17 protein-coding genes are annotated in these 19,007 nt (G+C 73.4%); 6 read left to right on the top strand and 11 right to left on the bottom strand.

Features of this window, described 5'->3' with window-relative positions:
* The first annotated feature begins 23 nt into the window (after window positions 1–23).
* Window positions 24–434 (top strand): MerR family transcriptional regulator, encoded by a 411-nt coding sequence (locus tag M8C17_RS27995; protein WP_252419564.1) that lies wholly within the window; start codon window positions 24–26, stop codon window positions 432–434.
* Between the two features lie 25 nt (window positions 435–459).
* Here M8C17_RS27995 and M8C17_RS28000 read toward each other — a convergent pair whose 3' ends face one another.
* From M8C17_RS28000 to M8C17_RS28010, 3 genes are all read right to left on the bottom strand, one after another.
* Window positions 460–966 carry a hemerythrin domain-containing protein gene (locus M8C17_RS28000; protein WP_252419565.1) on the bottom strand — a complete coding sequence of 169 codons (507 nt, stop codon included), beginning with the start codon at window positions 964–966 and terminating at the stop codon, window positions 460–462.
* A gap of 92 nt (window positions 967–1,058) precedes the next feature.
* Complete coding sequence (locus tag M8C17_RS28005; protein ID WP_252419566.1) at window positions 1,059–2,399, bottom strand: low temperature requirement protein A; 1,341 nt, start codon at window positions 2,397–2,399, stop codon at window positions 1,059–1,061.
* 45 nt (window positions 2,400–2,444) lie between these two features.
* Window positions 2,445–3,014 (bottom strand): TetR/AcrR family transcriptional regulator, encoded by a 570-nt coding sequence (locus M8C17_RS28010; RefSeq protein WP_252419567.1) that lies wholly within the window; start codon window positions 3,012–3,014, stop codon window positions 2,445–2,447.
* Between the two features lie 149 nt (window positions 3,015–3,163).
* Between M8C17_RS28010 and M8C17_RS28015 the strand changes: the two genes are divergently transcribed.
* Complete coding sequence (locus M8C17_RS28015; RefSeq protein ID WP_252419568.1) at window positions 3,164–4,099, top strand: SDR family NAD(P)-dependent oxidoreductase; 936 nt, start codon at window positions 3,164–3,166, stop codon at window positions 4,097–4,099.
* An 80-nt stretch (window positions 4,100–4,179) separates the two neighbouring features.
* On the opposite strand, the gene sucB is transcribed toward M8C17_RS28015, so the two are convergent.
* Both sucB and lpdA read right to left on the bottom strand, forming a co-directional pair.
* Window positions 4,180–6,021: a 2-oxoglutarate dehydrogenase, E2 component, dihydrolipoamide succinyltransferase gene (gene sucB / locus M8C17_RS28020; protein WP_252419569.1), complete on the bottom strand. Its 1,842-nt coding sequence runs from the start codon at window positions 6,019–6,021 to the stop codon at window positions 4,180–4,182.
* Between the two features lie 66 nt (window positions 6,022–6,087).
* Window positions 6,088–7,479, bottom strand: a complete 1,392-nt coding sequence (lpdA, locus tag M8C17_RS28025; RefSeq protein WP_252419570.1) for a dihydrolipoyl dehydrogenase — start codon at window positions 7,477–7,479, stop codon at window positions 6,088–6,090.
* A gap of 178 nt (window positions 7,480–7,657) precedes the next feature.
* Here lpdA and M8C17_RS28030 point away from each other — a divergent pair, with 178 nt between their 5' ends.
* Window positions 7,658–7,987 carry a hypothetical protein gene (locus M8C17_RS28030; protein WP_252419571.1) on the top strand — a complete coding sequence of 110 codons (330 nt, stop codon included), beginning with the start codon at window positions 7,658–7,660 and terminating at the stop codon, window positions 7,985–7,987.
* Window positions 7,988–8,049: 62 nt separating this feature from the next.
* On the opposite strand, the gene M8C17_RS28035 is transcribed toward M8C17_RS28030, so the two are convergent.
* The gene (locus tag M8C17_RS28035) at window positions 8,050–9,624 is read right to left on the bottom strand and encodes a leucyl aminopeptidase (RefSeq protein ID WP_252419572.1); all 1,575 of its coding nucleotides are present in this window, start codon (window positions 9,622–9,624) and stop codon (window positions 8,050–8,052) included.
* Window positions 9,625–9,786: 162 nt separating this feature from the next.
* Between M8C17_RS28035 and gcvT the strand changes: the two genes are divergently transcribed.
* Window positions 9,787–10,917, top strand: a complete 1,131-nt coding sequence (gene gcvT / locus M8C17_RS28040; RefSeq protein WP_252419573.1) for a glycine cleavage system aminomethyltransferase GcvT — start codon at window positions 9,787–9,789, stop codon at window positions 10,915–10,917.
* Between the two features lie 19 nt (window positions 10,918–10,936).
* On the opposite strand, the gene M8C17_RS28045 is transcribed toward gcvT, so the two are convergent.
* From M8C17_RS28045 to M8C17_RS32055, 4 genes are all read right to left on the bottom strand, one after another.
* Complete coding sequence (locus tag M8C17_RS28045) at window positions 10,937–12,226, bottom strand: DUF2314 domain-containing protein (protein ID WP_252419574.1); 1,290 nt, start codon at window positions 12,224–12,226, stop codon at window positions 10,937–10,939.
* A gap of 65 nt (window positions 12,227–12,291) precedes the next feature.
* On the bottom strand, window positions 12,292–13,065 hold the full coding sequence (locus M8C17_RS28050; RefSeq protein WP_252419575.1) for an adenosylcobinamide-GDP ribazoletransferase: 774 nt from the start codon (window positions 13,063–13,065) through the stop codon (window positions 12,292–12,294).
* Window positions 13,055–14,968, bottom strand: a complete 1,914-nt coding sequence (locus M8C17_RS28055; protein ID WP_252419576.1) for a bifunctional adenosylcobinamide kinase/adenosylcobinamide-phosphate guanylyltransferase — start codon at window positions 14,966–14,968, stop codon at window positions 13,055–13,057. The genes M8C17_RS28050 and M8C17_RS28055 overlap by 11 nt, the downstream gene beginning before the upstream one ends.
* A 60-nt stretch (window positions 14,969–15,028) precedes the next feature.
* Window positions 15,029–16,798: a protein kinase gene (locus tag M8C17_RS32055; RefSeq protein ID WP_308209597.1), complete on the bottom strand. Its 1,770-nt coding sequence runs from the start codon at window positions 16,796–16,798 to the stop codon at window positions 15,029–15,031.
* Window positions 16,799–16,944: 146 nt separating this feature from the next.
* Between M8C17_RS32055 and M8C17_RS28065 the strand changes: the two genes are divergently transcribed.
* On the top strand, window positions 16,945–17,145 hold the full coding sequence (locus tag M8C17_RS28065) for a hypothetical protein (RefSeq protein WP_252419577.1): 201 nt from the start codon (window positions 16,945–16,947) through the stop codon (window positions 17,143–17,145).
* Window positions 17,145–17,942 carry a site-2 protease family protein gene (locus tag M8C17_RS28070; RefSeq protein ID WP_252419578.1) on the top strand — a complete coding sequence of 266 codons (798 nt, stop codon included), beginning with the start codon at window positions 17,145–17,147 and terminating at the stop codon, window positions 17,940–17,942. The genes M8C17_RS28065 and M8C17_RS28070 overlap by 1 nt, the downstream gene beginning before the upstream one ends.
* 63 nt (window positions 17,943–18,005) lie before the next feature.
* On the opposite strand, the gene M8C17_RS28075 is transcribed toward M8C17_RS28070, so the two are convergent.
* On the bottom strand, window positions 18,006–19,004 hold the full coding sequence (locus M8C17_RS28075; protein ID WP_252419579.1) for an aldo/keto reductase family protein: 999 nt from the start codon (window positions 19,002–19,004) through the stop codon (window positions 18,006–18,008).
* Between the last annotated feature and the right edge of the window lie 3 nt (window positions 19,005–19,007).

Raw genomic sequence — 19,007 nt, forward strand, 5'->3', positions numbered from 1 at the left:
GTCAAGCACTAGCATCGCGGGACATGAGCGGTTACGCCCCTTCCGAAGCCGCCCGGCGCAGCGGCTTCAGCCTGGACACCCTCCGCTACTACGAGAAGATCGGCCTGCTCGCCGACGTGGGCCGCACGGCGGGCGGCCAGCGGGTCTTCACCGACGACGACCTGAGCTGGTTGGTGCTGTTCCGCTGCCTGCGCGACACGGGGATGCCGATCGCCCAGATGTGCCGCTACGCGCAGCTGGCCCGGGAGGGCGAGCACACCGCCGACCAACGGCGTGAGCTGCTGAAGCGACACGCGGTGCGGGTGGAGGAACAGATGCGCCTGCTCCAGCGTCAGTACGACCACCTCCGGGAGAAGATCCGTTTCTACGAGCGGCTGCCCGGCCCGGCCCCGGAGGCCGGGCAGCCGGCGGAGGCCGCCCGGCCCGTGCCGTAGGTCGGTTCGGGCGGCCGGGCGGCCGTCAGCCGGCGGGTCGCGGCGGCGCGGTCAGGCCGAGGAGGTCCTCGGCGGTTCCGGGCCGGCCGGTGAGCGCGTTCAACGCGGCGACGAGCCGCTTCTCCTCGTACCGGAAATGCGACTCCAGCAGCGCGGCCAGCCCGTCCAGCTCGGCGCGCAGCTGGGCGGCCGGCACTTCCGTCGCGTCGTCCAGCAGCTCCTCGACCCGCGCCAGGATTCCCGCCACCACCTCGTGGTCGACGATCAGGTTGTCGATCACCGGGCGCAGTTCGGGGACCTGGTCGGCCAGGAGCCGGAAGGCGCCGCCGTCCTCGCCGGTGTGGTGGCGGCCGAGGGCGGCGCAGAAGGTGAGGCAGTGGGCCCGCAGATCCCGCGACGGGCGGGCATCGGGGGTGGTGTCGCCGAGGCTCGCCCGGAGGCGGGCGAGTTCCGCGCTGAGCCAGAGGTGGAGCTCGATCATCTGATTGCCGACGGCGGCGAGCCGGCCGGCCGGTGAACCGATTGGGTGCACGTTGATCCCATGCTGTCCCCGCGCCTCCATGCCCACGGCGGCCTTCGTGCCGGGTGCACCGCGACGCTGGGCCGTAGCCTATCCCGGGACGGTCACGGGGTGGTGGGCTCGTCGGGTTCCCTGAGGTCGTGCCAGCGTGCCCGGAAGTCGGCCTCGTGGGCCTCGTGGGTGGTGCGCTCCTCGAAGACGGCGCGGCGCAGCGCGTGCCGGGACCCCGACATCACCAGCACCTCGACGGCCACCAGCGCCACGCAGATGGCGGTGAGGAGGCCGAGTGCGCCCAGCGCCGGCAGGTGCTGCCCGATCGGCAGGGCCGCCACCAGAACCACCAGCACGCCGATCCGGGTCCAGGTGACGGTGTGCAGGGTGCGCAGCTGGAACAGCAGGTTGGCCGCGAGGTAACAGATCACTCCGCCGAACAGCATCGGCACGGCGGGCCCCTCGATCCGTTCGGCGGCTCCGCCGGCCGGGTCGGTGATCTGGTGCAGGATCTCCTCGCTGCCGATCGAGAAGAGGATCACCGCGGCGATCATCGGAAGGTAGAGGTACGCGTACGCGTCGCGGGCCATCGCCACCCGAGGGCTGCCCTCCGCCGCATGCAGGGCGATCCGGGCGGCCGGGCCGACGAAGTCGAAGTGCGCCCACCACAGGGCGGCGGTGAAGAAGATCCCGAGCGTCGCGGCGGCCACCGCCGGCCAGGTGACCGGCTTGCCGACGAGCAGGTTGCCACCCACGCCCACGGAGATCACCGACTCGCCCAGCGCGATGATCAGAATGAGGTCGTAGCGCTCCGTCCAGTGCTCGGCGCTGGTCACCCCCCAGCCCCAGGTGCCGACGATGAAGCCGGTGGCGTACTGGACCAGCACCACGGTGATCCACAGGGCGTCGCGGACCATCGCGGCCCGGTCGGGGTCGGCGATCTGTGGCGGGATCAGGGCGGCGGCCAGCAGCAGCACGATGCTCAGCGCCAGCTCCGGGGCGAAGCGGCGCAGTTGCCGGCGTTCCTGCGGGCTGTCCCGCACCACATGCTGATAGAGGATCATGTGGACGGCCCGGACCACGACGTAGCTGATGGCCACCAGCATCGGGCCGGCGGCGCCGCCCCTCGGGTCGTTGAACGCCTGCGGCAGCGCCAGCGCGAACGCGAACAGGGCGGCCATCGCGATGACCATGAGCACCGGCACGTAACCCTCGCCGAGCCGCACCCGGGTGGCGACCAGGCTGTGCACCACCCAGATCCACCAGAGCACGGCGAGCACCAGGCCGGCGTGCAGCAGTTGCCGGCCGGAGATGTTCGCGGCGGTCGCCCGGGTGATGATGAAGAACGAGAAGACGAAGACGAGGTCGAAGAACACCTCGAACTTGTCCACCCGGGCGCCGGGAGCGATCGGGACGGCCGGACCCAGCCGTCCACGCCGCCGGTAGCCGCCCACGGTCCCACTCTGGCAGCGTCCGGTCCCGCCGGAGGTCGGAACGGGTCAGCTCGTCGGCCGGTGCCGCAGACCGTCCATCAGCAGGTCGAGCAGTCGGTCGGCCTGTGCGCGCTCGCCGGAGGCCAGGGAGATGCCGCTCAGGCCGGCCAGCACGTCGCCGGTTTCGACGTCGGCCCGGAGGGTGCCCGCGGCGATGCCCGCGTCCAGCAGCCGGCCCAGCGCCTCCAGCAGGCGGTCGCGGCTCTGCGCGTACGGGTTGGTGCCCGCGGCGATCACCAGGCGCAGGGCGTCGGACATTCCACGCTTGGTGGTGAGGTAGTCGATGAACCGGGACATCCAGCCTCGGAGCGCCCGATCCGGCGGCAACCGGTCGAGCAGCTCGCGGGAGGCGTCGCAGAGCTTGCCCAGCTCGTTGCGGTACGCCGCCTCGACCAGCGCCTCCCGGGTGGGGAAGTGGCGGTAGAGCGTGCCGATGCCCACGCCCGCCTCCCTGGCGATGGCGTCGAGCGTTACCTCCGGCCCGGGGCGGGAAAACGCCTGGACCGCGGCCTTCAGCAGTCGCTCGCGGTTGCGCGCGGCGTCCGCCCGTAGTGGGCGGGGGCCGGTGTCCGGCACGTCTCCTCCTTGGCTGGTACGGACCGACGGGCGCACCCCGCAGTGGTATCCGGAGGACACTCCGGTTAGTCTCGACCGTAGCGGAGGATCCTCCGCTTCCATCGTAGTGGCGGGCCTGTCGGTCCGCCCCACCCCGACAAGGATGGATCATGACGACGAGCACCCCGATCACCACACCGTTCACCCATGACTCCACCGCCATGGACGTGATCCAGGGCGTGGACCTCGGCGGGCGGCGGGCGATCGTCACCGGCGGGTCGTCCGGCATCGGTGTCGAGACCGCCCGCGCCCTGGCCAGCGCCGGCGCGCAGGTCACCCTGGCCGTCCGCAACACCGACGCCGGGCACCGTGCCGCCGACGACATCACGGCGAGCACCGGCAACGACCGCATCCTGGTCGCCCCACTGGACCTCGCCGACCAGGGCTCGGTGGCGGACTTCGTGGCCAACTGGGACGGCCCGCTGCACATGCTGGTCAACAACGCCGGCATCATGGCCGCACCCGAGATGCGGACCCCGCAGGGCTGGGAGATGCAGTTCGCCACCAACCACCTGGGGCACTTCGCGCTCGCCACCGGCCTGCGCCCGGCGCTGGCCGCCGCCGACGGGGCACGCATCGCCTCGGTCAGCTCCGCCGCCCACCTGCGCTCACCGGTGGTCTTCGAGGACATCCAGTACGAGCGCCGGCCGTACGAGCCGTGGGAGGCGTACGGGCAGTCCAAGACGGCCAACGTGCTCTTCGCCGTGGAGGCGACCCGGCTCTGGGCCGACGACGGCATCGTGGCCAACTCGCTGATGCCCGGGGCGATCCAGACCAACCTCCAGCGCTACGTCACCGAGGAGGAGCTCAACCGGCTGCGCGCGGGCAACGCGGCGGCCTGGAAGACCGTCGAGCAGGGCGCCGCCACCTCGGTGCTGGTCGCCGCGTCGCCACTGATCGACGGAGCCGGCGGGCGGTACTTCGAGGACTGCCAGGAGGCCGGCCTGGCCCAGCCCGGCGAACGGCGCGGCGTCGCCGCGTACGCACTGGACCCGGAGGCCGCCGAGCGGCTCTGGCAGGTCTCGACCCAGCTGCTCAAGGGCTGAGGTCCCGCCCGCTCCACCACCAACGACGAGAAGGGCGCCCCGGTCGACGACCGGGGCGCCCTTCTTCGGTTGGCTCGGGATCAGGCCAGGCCCAGCTCCGACTCGAAGTTGCCGGCCTCCAGCCGCTCCTTGACCGAGGTCAGGAAGCGGGCCGCGTCGGCGCCGTCGATCAGCCGGTGGTCGTAGGACATGGCCAGGTAGACCATCGACCGGACCGCGATGACCTCACCCAGCTCCGGGTCGTTGACCACGACCGGCCGCTTCACCACGGCACCCGTACCGAGCATCGCCGACTGCGGCGACGGCACGATCGGAGTGTCGAAGAGAGCACCCCGGCTGCCCGTGTTGGTCAGCGTGAAGGTCGCCCCGGCCATCTCGTCCGGGGTGATCTTGTTGGCCCGGGTGCGCTCGGCCAGGTCGGCGATCCGCTTGGCGATGCCGCCCATGTTGAGGTCACCGGCGTTGTGGATGACCGGCACGAGCAGCCCGCGCTCGGTGTCCACGGCGATGCCGAGGTGCTCGGCGGCCGGGTAGGTGATCGTGCCGCCGTCCAGGTCCATGCTGGCCTGGATGATCGGGTGGGTCTGGAGCGCCTCGATGGCGGCGAGGGCGAAGAACGGCAGGAAGGACAGCTTCACGCCGTGCTTGGCCTGGAACGAGTCCTTGGCCTGGGCCCGCAGCTTGGCAACCTTGGTGACGTCGACCTCGACGACCGTGGTCAGCTGCGCCGTCTCGTGCAGCGACTGCTGCATCCGCTTGGCGATGGTCGCCCGGATCCTCGGCAGCTTCTCCGTGGTGCCCCGCTTGGCGCTCGGCTGCGGCTTCGCGGCCGGCTTGGCCGGAGCCGCCGACGGTGCCGCGGCGGCCGGCTGCGGCGCGGCGGGAGCGGCCTTGGCCGCCTTCGCCTTCTCCGCCGCCTCCAGCACGTCCTGCTTGCGGATCCGGCCACCCACACCGGTGCCGTTCAGCGAGGACAGGTCGACGCCGTGCTCACTGGCCAGCTTGCGGACCAGCGGCGTGACGTAGCCGGCGGCCTCCTCGCCGCCACCCTGGGCGGGCGCGGTGGGGCGCTGCGGCGCCGGGGTCGGCGCGGACGGCTGGGCGGCCTGCTCGGCCTTCGCCGGCTGCGCGGCCTGCTCGGTCTCCGCGGCCGGCTCGTTGTACGACATGCCGGGGGTCGGCTCCTCGACCTTCGGCTCCGGCTTCGGCTCGGCCTTCGGCGCTGCCGCCGCAGGCTCGGGCTTCGGCTCGGGCTTCGCGGGTGCGGGGGCCGCGCCGGAGACGCCGATGATCGCCAGATCGGCGCCGACGGCGGCCGTCTCGTCCTCGGCGACCTTGATCTCCAGGACCGTGCCGGCGACCGGAGACGGGATCTCCGTGTCGACCTTGTCGGTGGAGACCTCCAGCAGCGGCTCGTCGACCTCGATGGTCTCGCCGACCTGCTTCAGCCAGCGGGTGACCGTACCCTCGGTGACGCTCTCGCCCAGGGCCGGCATCTTCACCGCGGTGCCCTCGCCCGACGAGGCGGCGGCCGGAGCCGGCGTCTCGGTCGGCGCCTCGTCCTGGGCCACCTCGTCGGCGGTGCCCTCGGCGGCGGCCGTCGGCTCGGCGGCCGGCTCGACCGACTCGGCCGGGGCCTGCTGCTGCTCCTGCGGGGCGGCCTCGCCGCCACCGGCCGACTCGCCCTCACCGGCGATGACGGCCAGCTCGCTGCCGACCTCGGCGGTCTCGTCCTCACCGACCACGATCCGGCTCAGCACGCCCGCAGCGGGCGACGGGATCTCGGTGTCGACCTTGTCGGTGGAGACCTCGAGCAGAGGCTCGTCGACCTCGACCGTGTCGCCCTCCTGCTTGAGCCAGCGAGTGACGGTGCCCTCGGTGACGCTCTCGCCGAGCCGGGGCATGGTGACCGATACCGGCATTTTCTCCAGACTCCTTCATTCCCCTAGGGGATCTTCGCCCGTCGCCGGACGCCGCGGTTTGAATGATCAGGCGTGCGCGTGCAGCGGCTTGCCGGCGAGGGCCAGGTGCGCCTCGCCCAGGGCCTCGTTCTGGGTCGGGTGAGCGTGCACGAGCTGGGCGACCTCGGCCGGGTAGGCCTCCCAGTTGTAGATGAGCTGCGCCTCACCGATCAGCTCACCCACCCGGGCTCCGACCATGTGCACGCCGACCACCGGGCCGTCCTCGACCCGGACCAGCTTCACGAAGCCGGTGGTCTTGAGGATCTGGCTCTTGCCGTTGCCGCCCAGGTTGTAGTTGTACGTCTTGACCTTGTCGGCGCCGTACTGCTCCTTGGCCTTCGCCTCGGTGAGACCCACCGACGCCAGCTCCGGGTCGCTGTAGGTGACGCGCGGGATGCCGACCTCGTCGATCACGGCGGGGGTCTGCCCGGCGATCTCCTCGGCGACGAAGATGCCCTGCTGGAAGCCCCGGTGTGCGAGCTGGAGGCCGGGCACGATGTCGCCGACCGCGTAGACGTTCGGCACGCTGGTGCGCAGTCGCTCGTCGGTCAGCACGTAGCCGCGGTCCATCTTGACGCCCTGCTCCTCGTACCCGAGGTTGGCCGTGTTCGGGCCGCGACCGACGGCGACGAGCAGCAGCTCGGCCTCGACGGTCTCACCGCCCTGGATGGTCAGCTTGACGCCGCTCTCGGTCTTCTCGACCTTCTCGAACGGCTTGCCGACCTTAAAGTTGATCTTCCGCTTGCGGAACGCCCGCTCCAGCGCCTTCGACGACTCCTCGTCCTCGGCGGCGACCAGCCGGGGCAGCGCCTCGACGATCGTCACGTCCACACCGAAGGACTTCCACACGCTGGCGAACTCGACGCCGATGACGCCGCCACCGAGGACGATCACCGACGACGGCACCCGGTCCATGGTGAGGGCGTGGTCGCTGGTGATGATCCGCTCGCCGTCGACCTCCAGGCCGGGCAGGCTCTTGGCGTACGAACCGGAGGCCAGGACCACGTTGCGGCCGGTGTAGCGCTTGCCGTCCACCTCGACCACGTTCTTGCCGACCAGCTTGCCGGCACCCGCCACGAAGGTGATGTTCTTCGAGCCACCGACCAGGCCCTGCAGGCCCTTGTAGAGGCGGGAGACCACGCCGTCCTTGTACGAGTTGACCCCGGCCATGTCGATGCCGATCAGCTCGGCCTTCACACCGAACTGCTCCGACTCGCGGGCCTGGTCGGCGATCTCCGCCGCGTGCAGCAGGGCCTTCGTCGGGATGCAGCCGTTGTGCAGGCAGGTGCCCCCGAGCTTGCCCTTCTCGATCAGCGCGACGGAGAGGTCCAGCTGGGCGGCGCGCAGCGCCGCCGCGTAGCCGCCGCTGCCACCTCCGAGGATGACAATGTCGAAGGTTGCGTCGTTCGGCTCGCTCACGCTCAACTCCCAGGTCGCGTCACTGCATCGGGGGTCACGGAGGGGTAACACGGACACACCCCACCTCGGTCATCTTGTCACCACTGGGCACAGGGTGCGTACCGAGGTGCCCAACGACACGTCGGCGACACGTACCCTTGGCACCGATGTCGATGACAGAACATGGGGGAGAGGTCCGGTGGGGTTGTTCCGCCGCCGCAAGCAGGCGCGTGTGCCGAGCCATGACCGCGCCGCCGATCGTGGCGACCTGGACCATCTGGAGAACTTCGTCCGGAGCCGGCGCGGCGTCGAGGCGTTCATCGAGCCGAGGACGACGGTGACCGAGACCACGGTCATCCTGATCGCCGACGACGGGGAGTGGACCCGCCGGCGCATCGACGGCCCGGACGGCGCGCGCCGCTTCGCGTACCGGATGGGCATCCCCGTGTACGACGTGCGGCTGATGGGCTACCCGCAGCGGATGCGCGACTTCAACGAGCGCCGCAAACGCCGCCCCGAGCTGTACTGAGACGACGACCGGGGCGCCTCCCAGCAGGGGGCGCCCCGGTCGTCGTCGAGGTCAGGTGGCGGTCAGCCGTTGACGGCGACGTCCTCCACCAGCTGCACGAGGGTACGGACCGGGACGCCGGTGCCACCCTTGGTCCAGTAGCCGATCGGCTCACCCGAGTGGTAGCCCGGCCCGGCGATGTCGATGTGCGCCCAGGCCACGTCGTCGGTCACGAACTCGCGCAGGAACACGCCGCCCTGCAGCATGTGACCGGCCCGGTCCATCCCGGCGTTGACCTGCGAGATGTCCGCCACCTCGGAGTCCATGCCCTTGCGCACGTCGTCCGGCAGCGGCATCGGCCAGGCCGGCTCGCCGACGGCGTCGCCGACCGTCCGGACCCGCTCGCACAGCTCCGGGGTGCCCATCACGCCGGCCATCCGCTTGCCCAGCGCGATCACCTGGCCGCCGGTCAGGGTGGAGGTCTCGAACAGGTAGTCGGTGCCGTCCTCGCAGGCGCGGGCGATGGCGTCGGCCAGGATCATCCGGCCCTCGGCGTCGGTGTTGAGCACCTCGACCTTCTTGCCGCTGTACATGCTGATCACGTCGCCCGGCCGGTAGCTGGTGCCCGACGGCATGTTCTCCGCCATCGGCAGGTAGGCGTTGACCGCCACCGCCGGCTTGAGCGCGGCGATCGCCAGCATGGCCGCACCCACCGCGGCGGCGCCCGCCATGTCGGACTTCATCTCCCACATGCCCTGCGCCGGCTTGATCGAGATGCCGCCGGTGTCGAAGGTGATGCCCTTGCCGACCAGCGCGACCCGCTTGCCGTTGCCGCCGCCCTCCGGCGTGTAGGTCAGCTTCACCAGCCGCGGCGGGGCCTCCGAGCCCTGCCCGACGGCGATGATGCCGCCGTAGCCGCCGGCGGCCAGCGCCGCCTCGTCCAGCACCTCCACCCCGAGGCCCGCGGCACGGGCGGCGTCGGCCACCGCGTCGGCGAACGACGGCGGACGCAGCTCGTTCGGCGCGGTGTTCACCCAGTCCCGGCTGAGCCGGACCGCGCCGGCCACCGCCTGCGCCCGGCTGATCTCCGCCTGGGCGCCCGCGTCACCGGCGTCCGGCACCGCGACCAGCACCTCGGCGACCGGCTCCCGCCGGGCCGGCTGCGGGCGGGTCTTGTAGCCGGCGAACCGGTACCCGCCGAGCAGCGCGCCCTCGGCGACCGCGCGCAACGCGGCCGGCGCGTCGGCGTCGTCCGGCAGCGGCATGGCCAGCGCCACCTTCGCCGCGCCCGCCAGTGCGCGGATCGCCGCGCCGGCCGCCCGGCGCAGCGTCTCCGGGGCCGGAGCGGCACCCGACGGCTCCGGGCCGAGCCCGACCGCCGCGACCACCGGGGCGGTGACCGTGCCCAGGGTGGCCAGCTTGATCACCTCGCCGGGGCCACCGGTCGCGCCGAGCAGCGCCAGCGTCTCGGTCAGCTTGCCGTCGAACGCGGCGGCGATGCTCTCCGCGCCGCTGGCCAGCAGCAGGGTGCCGGCGAGGCCGCTGGTGGCGCCCTGCTCTCCGGTCTGGCTGTGCACGCCGATCACGATCGCGTCGACGGCGAGCTCCGCCGGGTCGGTGTCGACCAGGCTCAGGATGGTGGTGCGGGGTGATGTCACTGAAGCTACTCCGGGCGGGCCGGGCCGGTCGCGGCGTCGCGTACCGGCGGTGAAGGTCTCCGGCGGAACCTACCCGCCGGACGTCAGGGCTGTCCCGTCGATGGCGCTGACAGGGTCCCGCCGATGCTAACCAGCGGCGTTGCCCCCGGTAAGTTGCCACCCATGACCGACGTGACCTCCGCCGCCGCCGAGACCCGGCTGCGCCGTTCCCCGCTGCACGAGCGGCACACCGCCGCCGGCGCCAAGTTCGCCCCCTTCGGGGGCTGGGAGATGCCGCTGGAGTACGCCGGCGGCGGGGTGCTCAAGGAGCACACCGCCGTGCGTACCGCGGTGGGGGTCTTCGACGTGTCGCACCTGGGCAAGGCCCGGGTGAGCGGCCCCGGCGCGGCCGAGTTCGTCAACGCCTGCCTCAGCAACGACCTGGGCCGGATCGGCCCCGGTCGGGCGCAGTACACGCTCTGCTGCGACGACGCCACCGGCGGCGTGGTGGACGACATCATCGCCTACCTGTACGCCGACGACCACGTCTTCCTCATCCCGAACGCGGCGAACACCGCCGAGGTGGTGCGCCGGTTGCGTGCCGCCGCCCCCGAGCAGGTGACCGTCACCGACGAGCACGAGGCGTACGCGGTGCTGGCCGTGCAGGGCCCGCGCTCGGCGGAGTTGCTGACCACCCTCGGTCTGCCCACCGAGCACGGCTACATGAGCTTCTCCGCCGCCAGCCTGGCCGGGGTGGAGCTGACGGTGTGCCGTACCGGCTACACCGGCGAGCTGGGCTACGAGCTGGTGGTACCGGCCGAGCACGCCGTCACGGTCTGGGACGCGCTCTTCGCCGCCGGCGAGGGCGTCGAGCTGCGTGCCTGCGGCCTGGCCGCCCGGGACACGCTGCGCACCGAGATGGGCTACCCGCTGCACGGGCAGGACCTCTCCCTGGAGATCAGCCCCGTGCAGGCCCGCTCCGGCTGGGCGGTGGGCTGGGACAAGCCGGCCTTCTGGGGCCGCGACGCCCTGCTCGCCGAGAAGACCGCCGGCCCTCGGCGCACGCTGCGCGGCCTGGTGGCCGTCGACCGGGCCATTCCCCGGCCCGGGATGACCCTGCACGTCGGTGACGCGCAGGTCGGCACGGTGACCAGCGGCACCTTCTCGCCGACCCGCAAGCAGGGCGTCGCCCTGGCCCTGCTGGACACCGACGCCAAGCTCGCCGACGGCGACGTCGTGGACATCGAGATCCGCGGCCGCCGAGCCCCCATGCAGATCACCAAGCCCCCCTTCGTCACCCCCTCGGTGAAGTAACCGGGGGTGGGGCCGGGGGTCAGGGGGTGGGGGGTTCGCCGGAGTCCAGGACGGCCTGGGTCCAGCCGCCCTCGATGACGCCGGTGCCGTCCAGCACCGCCCAGTCGACCACGTCGGCCGCCTCCACCACGACCGGGGCGCCGATGCGGACCGAGGGGTCGCTGGCCGCGTCGCTGGCGCTGACACCGACGATCCGCTCCGGGGCGTCCCACGACGTGACACCCGCCCACACGTACTCCGGGCCGTCGTCGCCGGGCAGGCCGTACTTGACCACCAGTTGCGACTCCGCCGGCAGTTGGCCGGCCACGAACCGGGCCCGGGCGTCACCCAGCGCGGCGCGGGCGGTGGCGACCGCCCGACTCATCGCGTCACCGGAGCGGGCGTAGCGCACGTCCGGCTGGATTCCCGCGAACAGCGTCGCGCAGGCGGCCGCGTAGTAGCGCCCGTCGGGACCGGGATGCCCCAGCGGCGGGCGCAGGCTGAGGAACGAGTCGGCCTCCGGGTCGGTCGCCGGGTCCAGCTCCAGGCGCAGCAGCACCGGAGCGGTCGCGCCGTGCTGGTCCGGGTTGCCGTACGCCACCGCGATGTCGTGCCCGGTCACCGTGGCCAGCACCGGCAACTGCACGAACGCCGGCACCTCCTCGCCGTTGAGCCCGTCGGTCCAGTCCCGCAGCAGCCGCCGAGCCGCCCCGGTCATCACCGCACCCCAGGCCCGGGTGAGGTGGTCGGGCACCCCCTGGGTCTGCAACTCCAGCAGTCCGAAGCGGCGCAGGCCCTTGGTGGTGAACCACAGACCCTCCACATCCGAGGAGTACGGCACCAGCACCCAGTCCACCAACCGGATCCGGCCCTGCTCGTCGGGCAGCGAGCGCAGCGCGGTCGCCGGGTCGAGGAACTGGAGGCCGAAGACGTCCACCACGTCGCTGTCGACGGACTCCGCCACCGCCGCCGCGACCGCGCGGGCCGACCACTCGTGCGCCGGCGGCCAGCCCGGCCGGTACTCGGCCTGCACCACCACCAGGTGGCTCGCCGCGGCCAGCCGCGCCAACTGCGCCTCGGTGGCGCCGAACGCGGTGAGCAGATCCGGCGGCAGCTCGGGGAACTCCGTGATCGGCCGGGTGTCCACGCTCATCAGCGGGCTGTCGAGCATCTGTCGGGCCAGGCCGTGCACCGGTTCGGCCAGCCGGCCGGTCAGGGCCGCCACAGCGGTCTTGGGGCTGACCTTCGGCAGCCCGGCCATCGGCACCAGGTAGGTCGCGCTGAGCGACTCCGGAACCGGTACGGGCAGGAAGTCGTCCGTGATGAGCATTCTTGTCCCCCGGTGGCGGCGCCGGTGCTGTCGAGGCGAACGCTACCCGGCCCGCCTCGCCCGGTTCAGCCGGACAGCACCAGACCCAGGTAGACCAGCGTGGTGACCACCTCGACGGTCGCGCCGAGCACGTCGCCGGTGATCCCGCCGAGCCGGCGTACCACGTGGGTGAGCAGCGGCACCGCGACGGCGAGCGCTCCGGCGACGGCCAGTGGCCCCTGCCACGGCCGGCCCGGCACCGCGGGCACCGCCAGCAGCACGACGGCGACCGCGCCGGCGGCCAGCGCCAGCGGGCCGACCGTTCCGGCCACCATGGCTCCCAGGCCGTCCGGCCGGGCCGCCGGTACGCCCCGCCGGCAGGCCACCGTCACGCCCAGCCGCCCGGCGGCGGTCGCCGTGACCACCGCCGCGACGCAGGCGGGCCAGGACCGCCCGGCGAGCTCGGCGAGTGCCGCCGCCTGCACCAGCAGGACCACCACCAGGGCGACCACCCCGAACGGGCCGACGTCCGGCTTCTTCATGATCTCCAGCGCGGCGGCGCCCCGCCGGTACGAGCCGAGCGCGTCCACGGTGTCGGCCAGCCCGTCCAGGTGCAGACCTCGGGTCAGCAGGGCGGCGGCGCCCACCGTCACGCCGGCGGCCACCAGCGGGGGAGCGAGCGCACCGGCCAACAGCAGGACACCGGCCAGCAGCGCGCCGAGCAGCACCCCGACCGCCGGGGCGAGCGCCATCGCGGTGCCCGCCACCGGGCGGTCGATCCGCCCGGCCCGCACCGGCAGGATGCTGAACGTGGTGACCGCCAGCCGGGCCCCCGCGGCGAGCCGCGACTCAGCCGGCACGCCAGCCCGACGCGGCCTGCTCGTCCGCCCCGGTGGTGGCCGGGCCCGGTCCGTCCGGTTCGGGCTCGACGAACTCCGGGTCGGTGTACTCCGGCTCGGTGGGCTCCGGGGCGCCGGACTCCGGCTGCTCGTGGTCCGGCTCTCCGGTGGCCAGCGACGGGTGGACCGGCAGCGCGGCGGCCAGCGCCAGCACCGAGCGCAGCAGCGGGAGCGCGACCAGCGCGTTCGCCCCCTCGCCGAGGTCCAGCCGCAGGTCGAGCAGCGGGGTGATGCCGAGCACGTCGGCGGCCAGCCGCACCGCCGGGTGCCCGCCGTGGTCGGCGAGCAGGCACCAGTGCCGCGCCTGCCCGGCCAGATCGCGGCTGACCATGCCGGCGGCCAGGCCGACCGGCCCGTCCAGCAGCACCGGTACCCGGCGGGCGGTGGCCCCGAGCAGCACGCCGGTGGCGACCGCCACGTCGCCGCCGCCCAGTTCGGCCAGCACGTCCTTGGCGCTGCGCGGGGAGCGACGGGTGCGGTGCAGCGCGTCGCGTACCGTCGCGCAGCGGATCATCCAGGCCGCGTCGTCGATCTCGCCGGAGTCGGTGATCACCCGGCTGAGCACGGCCTGCGGCTCGGCGCCCGCCGTGGCCGCCAGCACCGCCGCGGCGGCCGCCTCGGTGCCGGCGCCGCACGCGCCCAGCACGAGCAGCTCCACGCCGGCGTCGGCGGCCTGCTCGGCCAACCGCCAGCCGTAGCGCAGTGCGGACTCCACCTGCTCCGGGGCGAGCGCCGGCTGGTCCTCGATCGGGGCGGCGGCCGGAGTGTCCACCACCTGCAGGCTGGCACCACTCTCGGCGGCCAGCCGGGCCAGCGCACCCTGGCCGGCGCGGGCCTGCGCGGCCCGGCGCGCCGAATCCCCGGCCACGGCGCCGGCGGACGCCCCGCCGGCGTGGTCGCCGTGCAGCAGCAGCACCCGTACCGAACTCCAGGCGACCGGGGTCGGGGTGCCCTGGGTGGCCGCGGCGAAGCCGACCACCCGGTCGAGCACGCCCAGCCCGGCACCGGGAACGTCGAGGGTGGCCAGCCGGTCCACCGCCTGCGGCCCGGTGTGCTCGTCGGGCATCGGCAGCTCCATGCCGGGCTGGATGACCAGCCCGGTGGCCACCATCGGCAGCGCCATGGTCGGTGCGGCCCAGGGGTTGCCGGGCTCCTGGTTGGGGGCGACCGGCGGCGTGTGGGTCAGCACGTCCGGCAGCTGCACCTCGGGGGTGGGCTCGCTGTCGGCCAGGCTGACGCCGACGGGCGCGGAGACGACCGCCCCGGAGCCGACCGACGCCGTCGCGGTCGCGGTCTCCGACGTGCTCGCGGGTGCGACGGCCGGCTTCAGCCAGACCGGCTGACCGGCGACCACCAGCACCACCGCGTCGCAGGCGTCCGCCACCGCGCGGTTGGCCGCGCCGAGCGCGTCGGTGAACGCCCGGCCCAGCGGCGTGGTCGGCACCAGTGACAGCCCCACCTCGGGGCTGACCAGCACCACCCGTGCCGAGCACCCGCGCAGCGCCTCGGCCAGCTCGGCGATCGTCGCGAGGTCGTCGGCGGGCTGGTGATCCGGGTCGAGCAGCACCGTCACCCAGCCGCCCAGGTCGTCCACGAGCAGCGTCTCGTTGGGCTGGGCGGACTCGAGCACGTCGGCCAGACGCCGCGGGTCGGCGGCGGTCTCCTCGGTGGTCCAGCTGCCCGGCCGTCGGGCGCGGTGCGCCGCGAGCCGGGTCGCCCACTCGGTGTCCTCCGGGTCCCCCTCGGGCGCGGTGGCGAGGTAGCGGACCACCGGCGCGTCGGTGACCAGGGACTCGGCGAACTCGGACTTGCCGGACCGGATACCGCCGAGCACCAGGACCGTGTTCCACCCGTCAACGGACATGCCCGTACCTTAAGGCCGCCCGGTGTCCCGCTGCCTGCCGGCCCGGCGCTCGCGATGTGGTCAGCCGCAGTGTTCGAACCCGCTGCCGTAGCTGACCCCGCCGGTGGCGCCGCCCCACTTCACACACTTTCCGGCAGCGCTGGCCCGTACCGGCCCGGCGTAGTAGTCGAAGGACCCGCTGTCGGTGCTGCGGGTACCCCCCTGCACCTCCAGGTACGCCGAGACCGCCGACCGTGTGCCGACCGCGGTGTCCTTGAGGGTGACCACGCAGTTGGCGCCGCTGCCGGAGTGGTAGAGCAGGTAGACCCGGCCCTTGCGGCGGCCGTCACCGCCGGTCAACGTCGCCGAGTCGATCACCTGGTAGCCGCTGCCGCACGCCTGCGCCGCCGTGTACGGGTTGGGCCGCTCCACCGGGCTGCCACCGGACGTCGGCCTGCTGCTGGCGGACCCGGTGGGTGTGCTCCCCGGTGCCGTGGTGCGGGGGGCCGGGTCACCGCTGGCCGGCGCGCCGGGTTCGCCGCCGGTGCCGGTCGGGTCGGCGGTCGCGCTGCGGCTGGCGCCCGGCGTGCCGCTCGGCCGGAGCCCCGGGGTGGTCGCGTCGCCGCTCGGCGCCGGGACGTCCGAGGCCGACGCGGACTCGCCGGCCAGCGCCGGCGGAAGCTCCCTGCCGCCGGGCTCCCCGTCGGGTCGCAGTACCGCCACGGCCACGGCGACCAGCGCGACGAGGGCGACCACACCGGCGCCGACCAGCAGTGGCAGACGCCGTCCCGCCGAGCCCGGCCGGAGCGCGTCCTCCCGCGTCGGCCGGGTCCCCGTCGGTTCGCTCGCCAGGGCGACGAGGGGACGGGGGTCCGTCGGCGGGGCCGGCGTCGGCGCGGACGGCGGCGCGGGGGTCGGCGACGCGGGGGTCGGGACGGGCGGCGGGGTCGGGATCGGGGCGCCCGGGGTGGGGGCGGCCACCGCCCACGGTGGGCGGGCGGCGAGCGGGATGCTGGCCAGGGTCGCGTCGCGCGCGTCGGCGGCGGCGCCAGCCAGCTCGGCGGCGCTGCCGAAGCGGTCCTCGGGGCGCTTGGCCAGCGCGCGGGCGACCACCGCCGCCACGGCCGGCGGGGTGTCCGCCGGCAGCGGCGCCGGTTCCTCCTGCGCGTGCCGCAGCGCCACGGCGAGAGGGTTGTCCCCGTCGAACGGCGGCTGTCCGGCCAGGCAGAAGTACGCCACCGCGCCGAGCGCGTAGACGTCGGTGGCGGGGGAGACCTGCTGGCCGGTGGCCTGCTCGGGCGACATGTACGAGGCGGTGCCGAGCACCATGTTCGCGGCGGTGAGCCCCGCCATGGTGTTGGAGCGGGCGATGCCGAAGTCGACCAGCACCACCCGACCGTCGGCCTTGATCAGCAGGTTGCCCGGCTTCACGTCCCGGTGCACGATGCCGGCGAGGTGGGCGGTGTGCAGCGCGTCCGCCGCCTGCGCCAGCACCGACATGGTGGTCGCCGGGTCCAGTCGGCCCGTCCCGCGCACCCGGGCGGACAACGGCTCGCCCTCGACGTACTCCATCACCAGGTAGTCGACCCGGCTGCCGTCGGCCAGCACGGCCTGCCCGACGTCGTGCACGGCCACCACGCCGGCGTGCCGCAGCGCCGCCAACATCCGCGCCTCGGCCCGGAACCGGGCGGTGAACTCCGGGTCGGCGACCAGCGACGGCAGCAGCACCTTCACCGCCACCTCGCGTTCCAGCAGCACGTCGGTGCCGCGCCAGACCGCGCCCATCCCGCCCGTCGCCACCCGTTCGCCCAGCCGGTACCGGTCCCCGAGCAGCACTCCCCGTGTCAGCACCGAGCCACCGTACCGGCCCGCGTCGACGGGGATTGATCAACCCGTGGGTCGCGGCCGAGGGCGAGCGAGCGGTCGTTGCGCGCCGGGCCGACTACGCTGGCGAGGGTTCGTCCCACGGGGACATCAGCGGCGAGGGGAGACGCGGCATGGCGTGGAGCTGGCGGTACGAGGGCACGGACGGCCAGGCGGTCGAGGGACCGGCGGAGTCGTTCGGCAGCCAGGCCGACGCCGAATCCTGGATCGGTCAGACCTGGCGGGAGCTCGCGGCGTCCGGCGTCACCTCGGTCGCGCTCGTCGAAGACGACCGGGTGGACTACCGGATGAGCCTGCTGCCCACGGCCGAGTGATGGGCTACGACCGGCCGGGCGGGGAACGGCTGGTGCTCGGGGTGCCACGGGCGGCGTTCCGGCCCAGCCCGGTCTTCCTCGGCCTGGTCGCCCTCTTCGTGGTCAGCGGCGTGCTGACCTGGAAGGGGTACGGCAGCGTCCGGTTCGACGTGTTCCTCTTCGTGGTCTCCGGCTGGCTGGTGTCACTCTGCCTGCACGAGTACGCCCACGCGGTGGTGGCCTTCCGCGCCGGCGACCGGGACATCGCCCACCGCGGCTACCTGACGCTCAACCCGTTGAAGTACACCCACCCGCTGCTGTCGATCGTGCTGCCGGTCGTGGTGGTGCTGCTCGGCGGCATCGGCCTGCCCGGCGGCGCGGTGTGGGTGGACCGGCACGCCATCCCGGGCCGGCTGCGGCACACCCTGGTCAGCCTCGCCGGCCCGGCGACCAACGTGTTGTTCACGCTGGTGCTGGTCGCGGCGATACGGATCGGCGCACCGGCGGGCGGCCCGGTGGAGTTCTGGGCCGGAGTGGCGCTGCTGGCCTTCCTCCAGCTCACCGCGAGCGTGCTGAACCTTCTGCCGGTCCCCGGCCTGGACGGCGGCAACATGATCCAGCCGTGGCTCAACCCGCAGTGGCGCCGGATGTACGACCTGTTCGCCCCGTACGGCTTCCTGCTGCTCTTCGCGCTGCTGTGGAACCCGCGCATCGGCGGCTGGTTCTTCGACGGGGTCTTCGCCGTGGGAGACGCCCTGGGCCTGCCCTCCTGGCTGTACGCGACCGGCCTTCAGCTGATCCGCTTCTGGCAGGGCTGACCCCGCCACACCGATCCAGGGTCTGTCGCCAGACCCTGGATCGGTGCGGTCGAGAGCCGAGCGTTACGGGCGCTGGGCGGGGGACTCGGTCTTCTCCGGGTTCCGCTCCGTCACCGGCTCGACGATCTCGTCGATCGCCTTGAGCAGCTCGGCGTCGAGCTTCACCCCGGCGGCCTTCACGTTGTCGTGCACCTGCTCGGGGCGGGACGCGCCGATGATGGCCGAGGAGACGTTCGGGTTCTGCAACACCCAGGCCACGGCGAGCTGGGCCATGCTCAGCCCGGCCTGCTCGGCCAGCGGCTTGAGCTGCTGGACCCGGGTCAGCACCTCGTCGGTCATGAACCGGGAGATGAAGCCCGCGCCGGACTTCTCGTCGGTGGCCCGGGAACCGGCCGGCGGCGGCTGCCCCGGCAGGTACTTGCCGGACAGCACGCCCTGCGCCATCGGCGACCAGACGATCTGGCCGATGCCCAGCTCCTCGCTCGCCGGCACCACCTCGGCCTCGATGACCCGCCAGAGCATCGAGTACTGCGGCTGGTTGGAGACCAGCGGGATGTGCAGCTCCCGGGCGAGCGGGTGAGCGGCGCGCAGCTGCGCGGCAGTCCACTCGGAGACACCGATGTAGTGCGCCTTGCCGGAGTGCACGACGTCGGCGAACGCCTCCATCGTCTCTTCCAGCGGCGTGCTGTGGTCGTACCGGTGGGCCTGGTAGAGGTCCACGTAGTCGGTGCGCAGCCGGCGCAGCGAGCCGTTGATCGACTCCATGATGTGCTTGCGGGACAGGCCACGGTCGTTGCGACCCGGCCCGGTCGGCCAGTAGACCTTGGTGAAGATCTCCAGGCCCTCGCGGCGCTCGTTCTGCAGCGCCCGGCCGAGCACGTCCTCGGCACGGGTGCCGGCGTACACGTCGGCGGTGTCGAAGGTGGTGATGCCCGCGTCGAGGGCGGCCCGGACGCAGGCGAACGCGGCGTCCTCCTCGACCTGCGAACCGTGGGTGATCCAGTTGCCGTACGAGATCTCGCTGACCATCAGGCCGGAACGGCCCAGGTGTCGGAATTCCATGAC

The organism is Micromonospora sp. RHAY321, assembly GCF_023896955.1.
Classification (GTDB): Bacteria; Actinomycetota; Actinomycetes; order Mycobacteriales; family Micromonosporaceae; genus Micromonospora.

Coding starts and splice junctions, on each gene's coding strand:
- gcvT (WP_252419573.1), top strand. CDS start 9,787: ATGACCGACGTGACCTCCGCCGCCGCCGAGACCCGGCTGCGCCGTTCC.
- M8C17_RS28045 (WP_252419574.1), bottom strand. CDS start 12,226: ATGCTCATCACGGACGACTTCCTGCCCGTACCGGTTCCGGAGTCGCTC.
- M8C17_RS28070 (WP_252419578.1), top strand. CDS start 17,145: ATGGGCTACGACCGGCCGGGCGGGGAACGGCTGGTGCTCGGGGTGCCA.
- M8C17_RS28055 (WP_252419576.1), bottom strand. CDS start 14,968: ATGTCCGTTGACGGGTGGAACACGGTCCTGGTGCTCGGCGGTATCCGG.
- M8C17_RS27995 (WP_252419564.1), top strand. CDS start 24: ATGAGCGGTTACGCCCCTTCCGAAGCCGCCCGGCGCAGCGGCTTCAGC.
- M8C17_RS28065 (WP_252419577.1), top strand. CDS start 16,945: ATGGCGTGGAGCTGGCGGTACGAGGGCACGGACGGCCAGGCGGTCGAG.
- M8C17_RS28015 (WP_252419568.1), top strand. CDS start 3,164: ATGACGACGAGCACCCCGATCACCACACCGTTCACCCATGACTCCACC.
- M8C17_RS28075 (WP_252419579.1), bottom strand. CDS start 19,004: ATGGAATTCCGACACCTGGGCCGTTCCGGCCTGATGGTCAGCGAGATC.
- sucB (WP_252419569.1), bottom strand. CDS start 6,021: ATGCCGGTATCGGTCACCATGCCCCGGCTCGGCGAGAGCGTCACCGAG.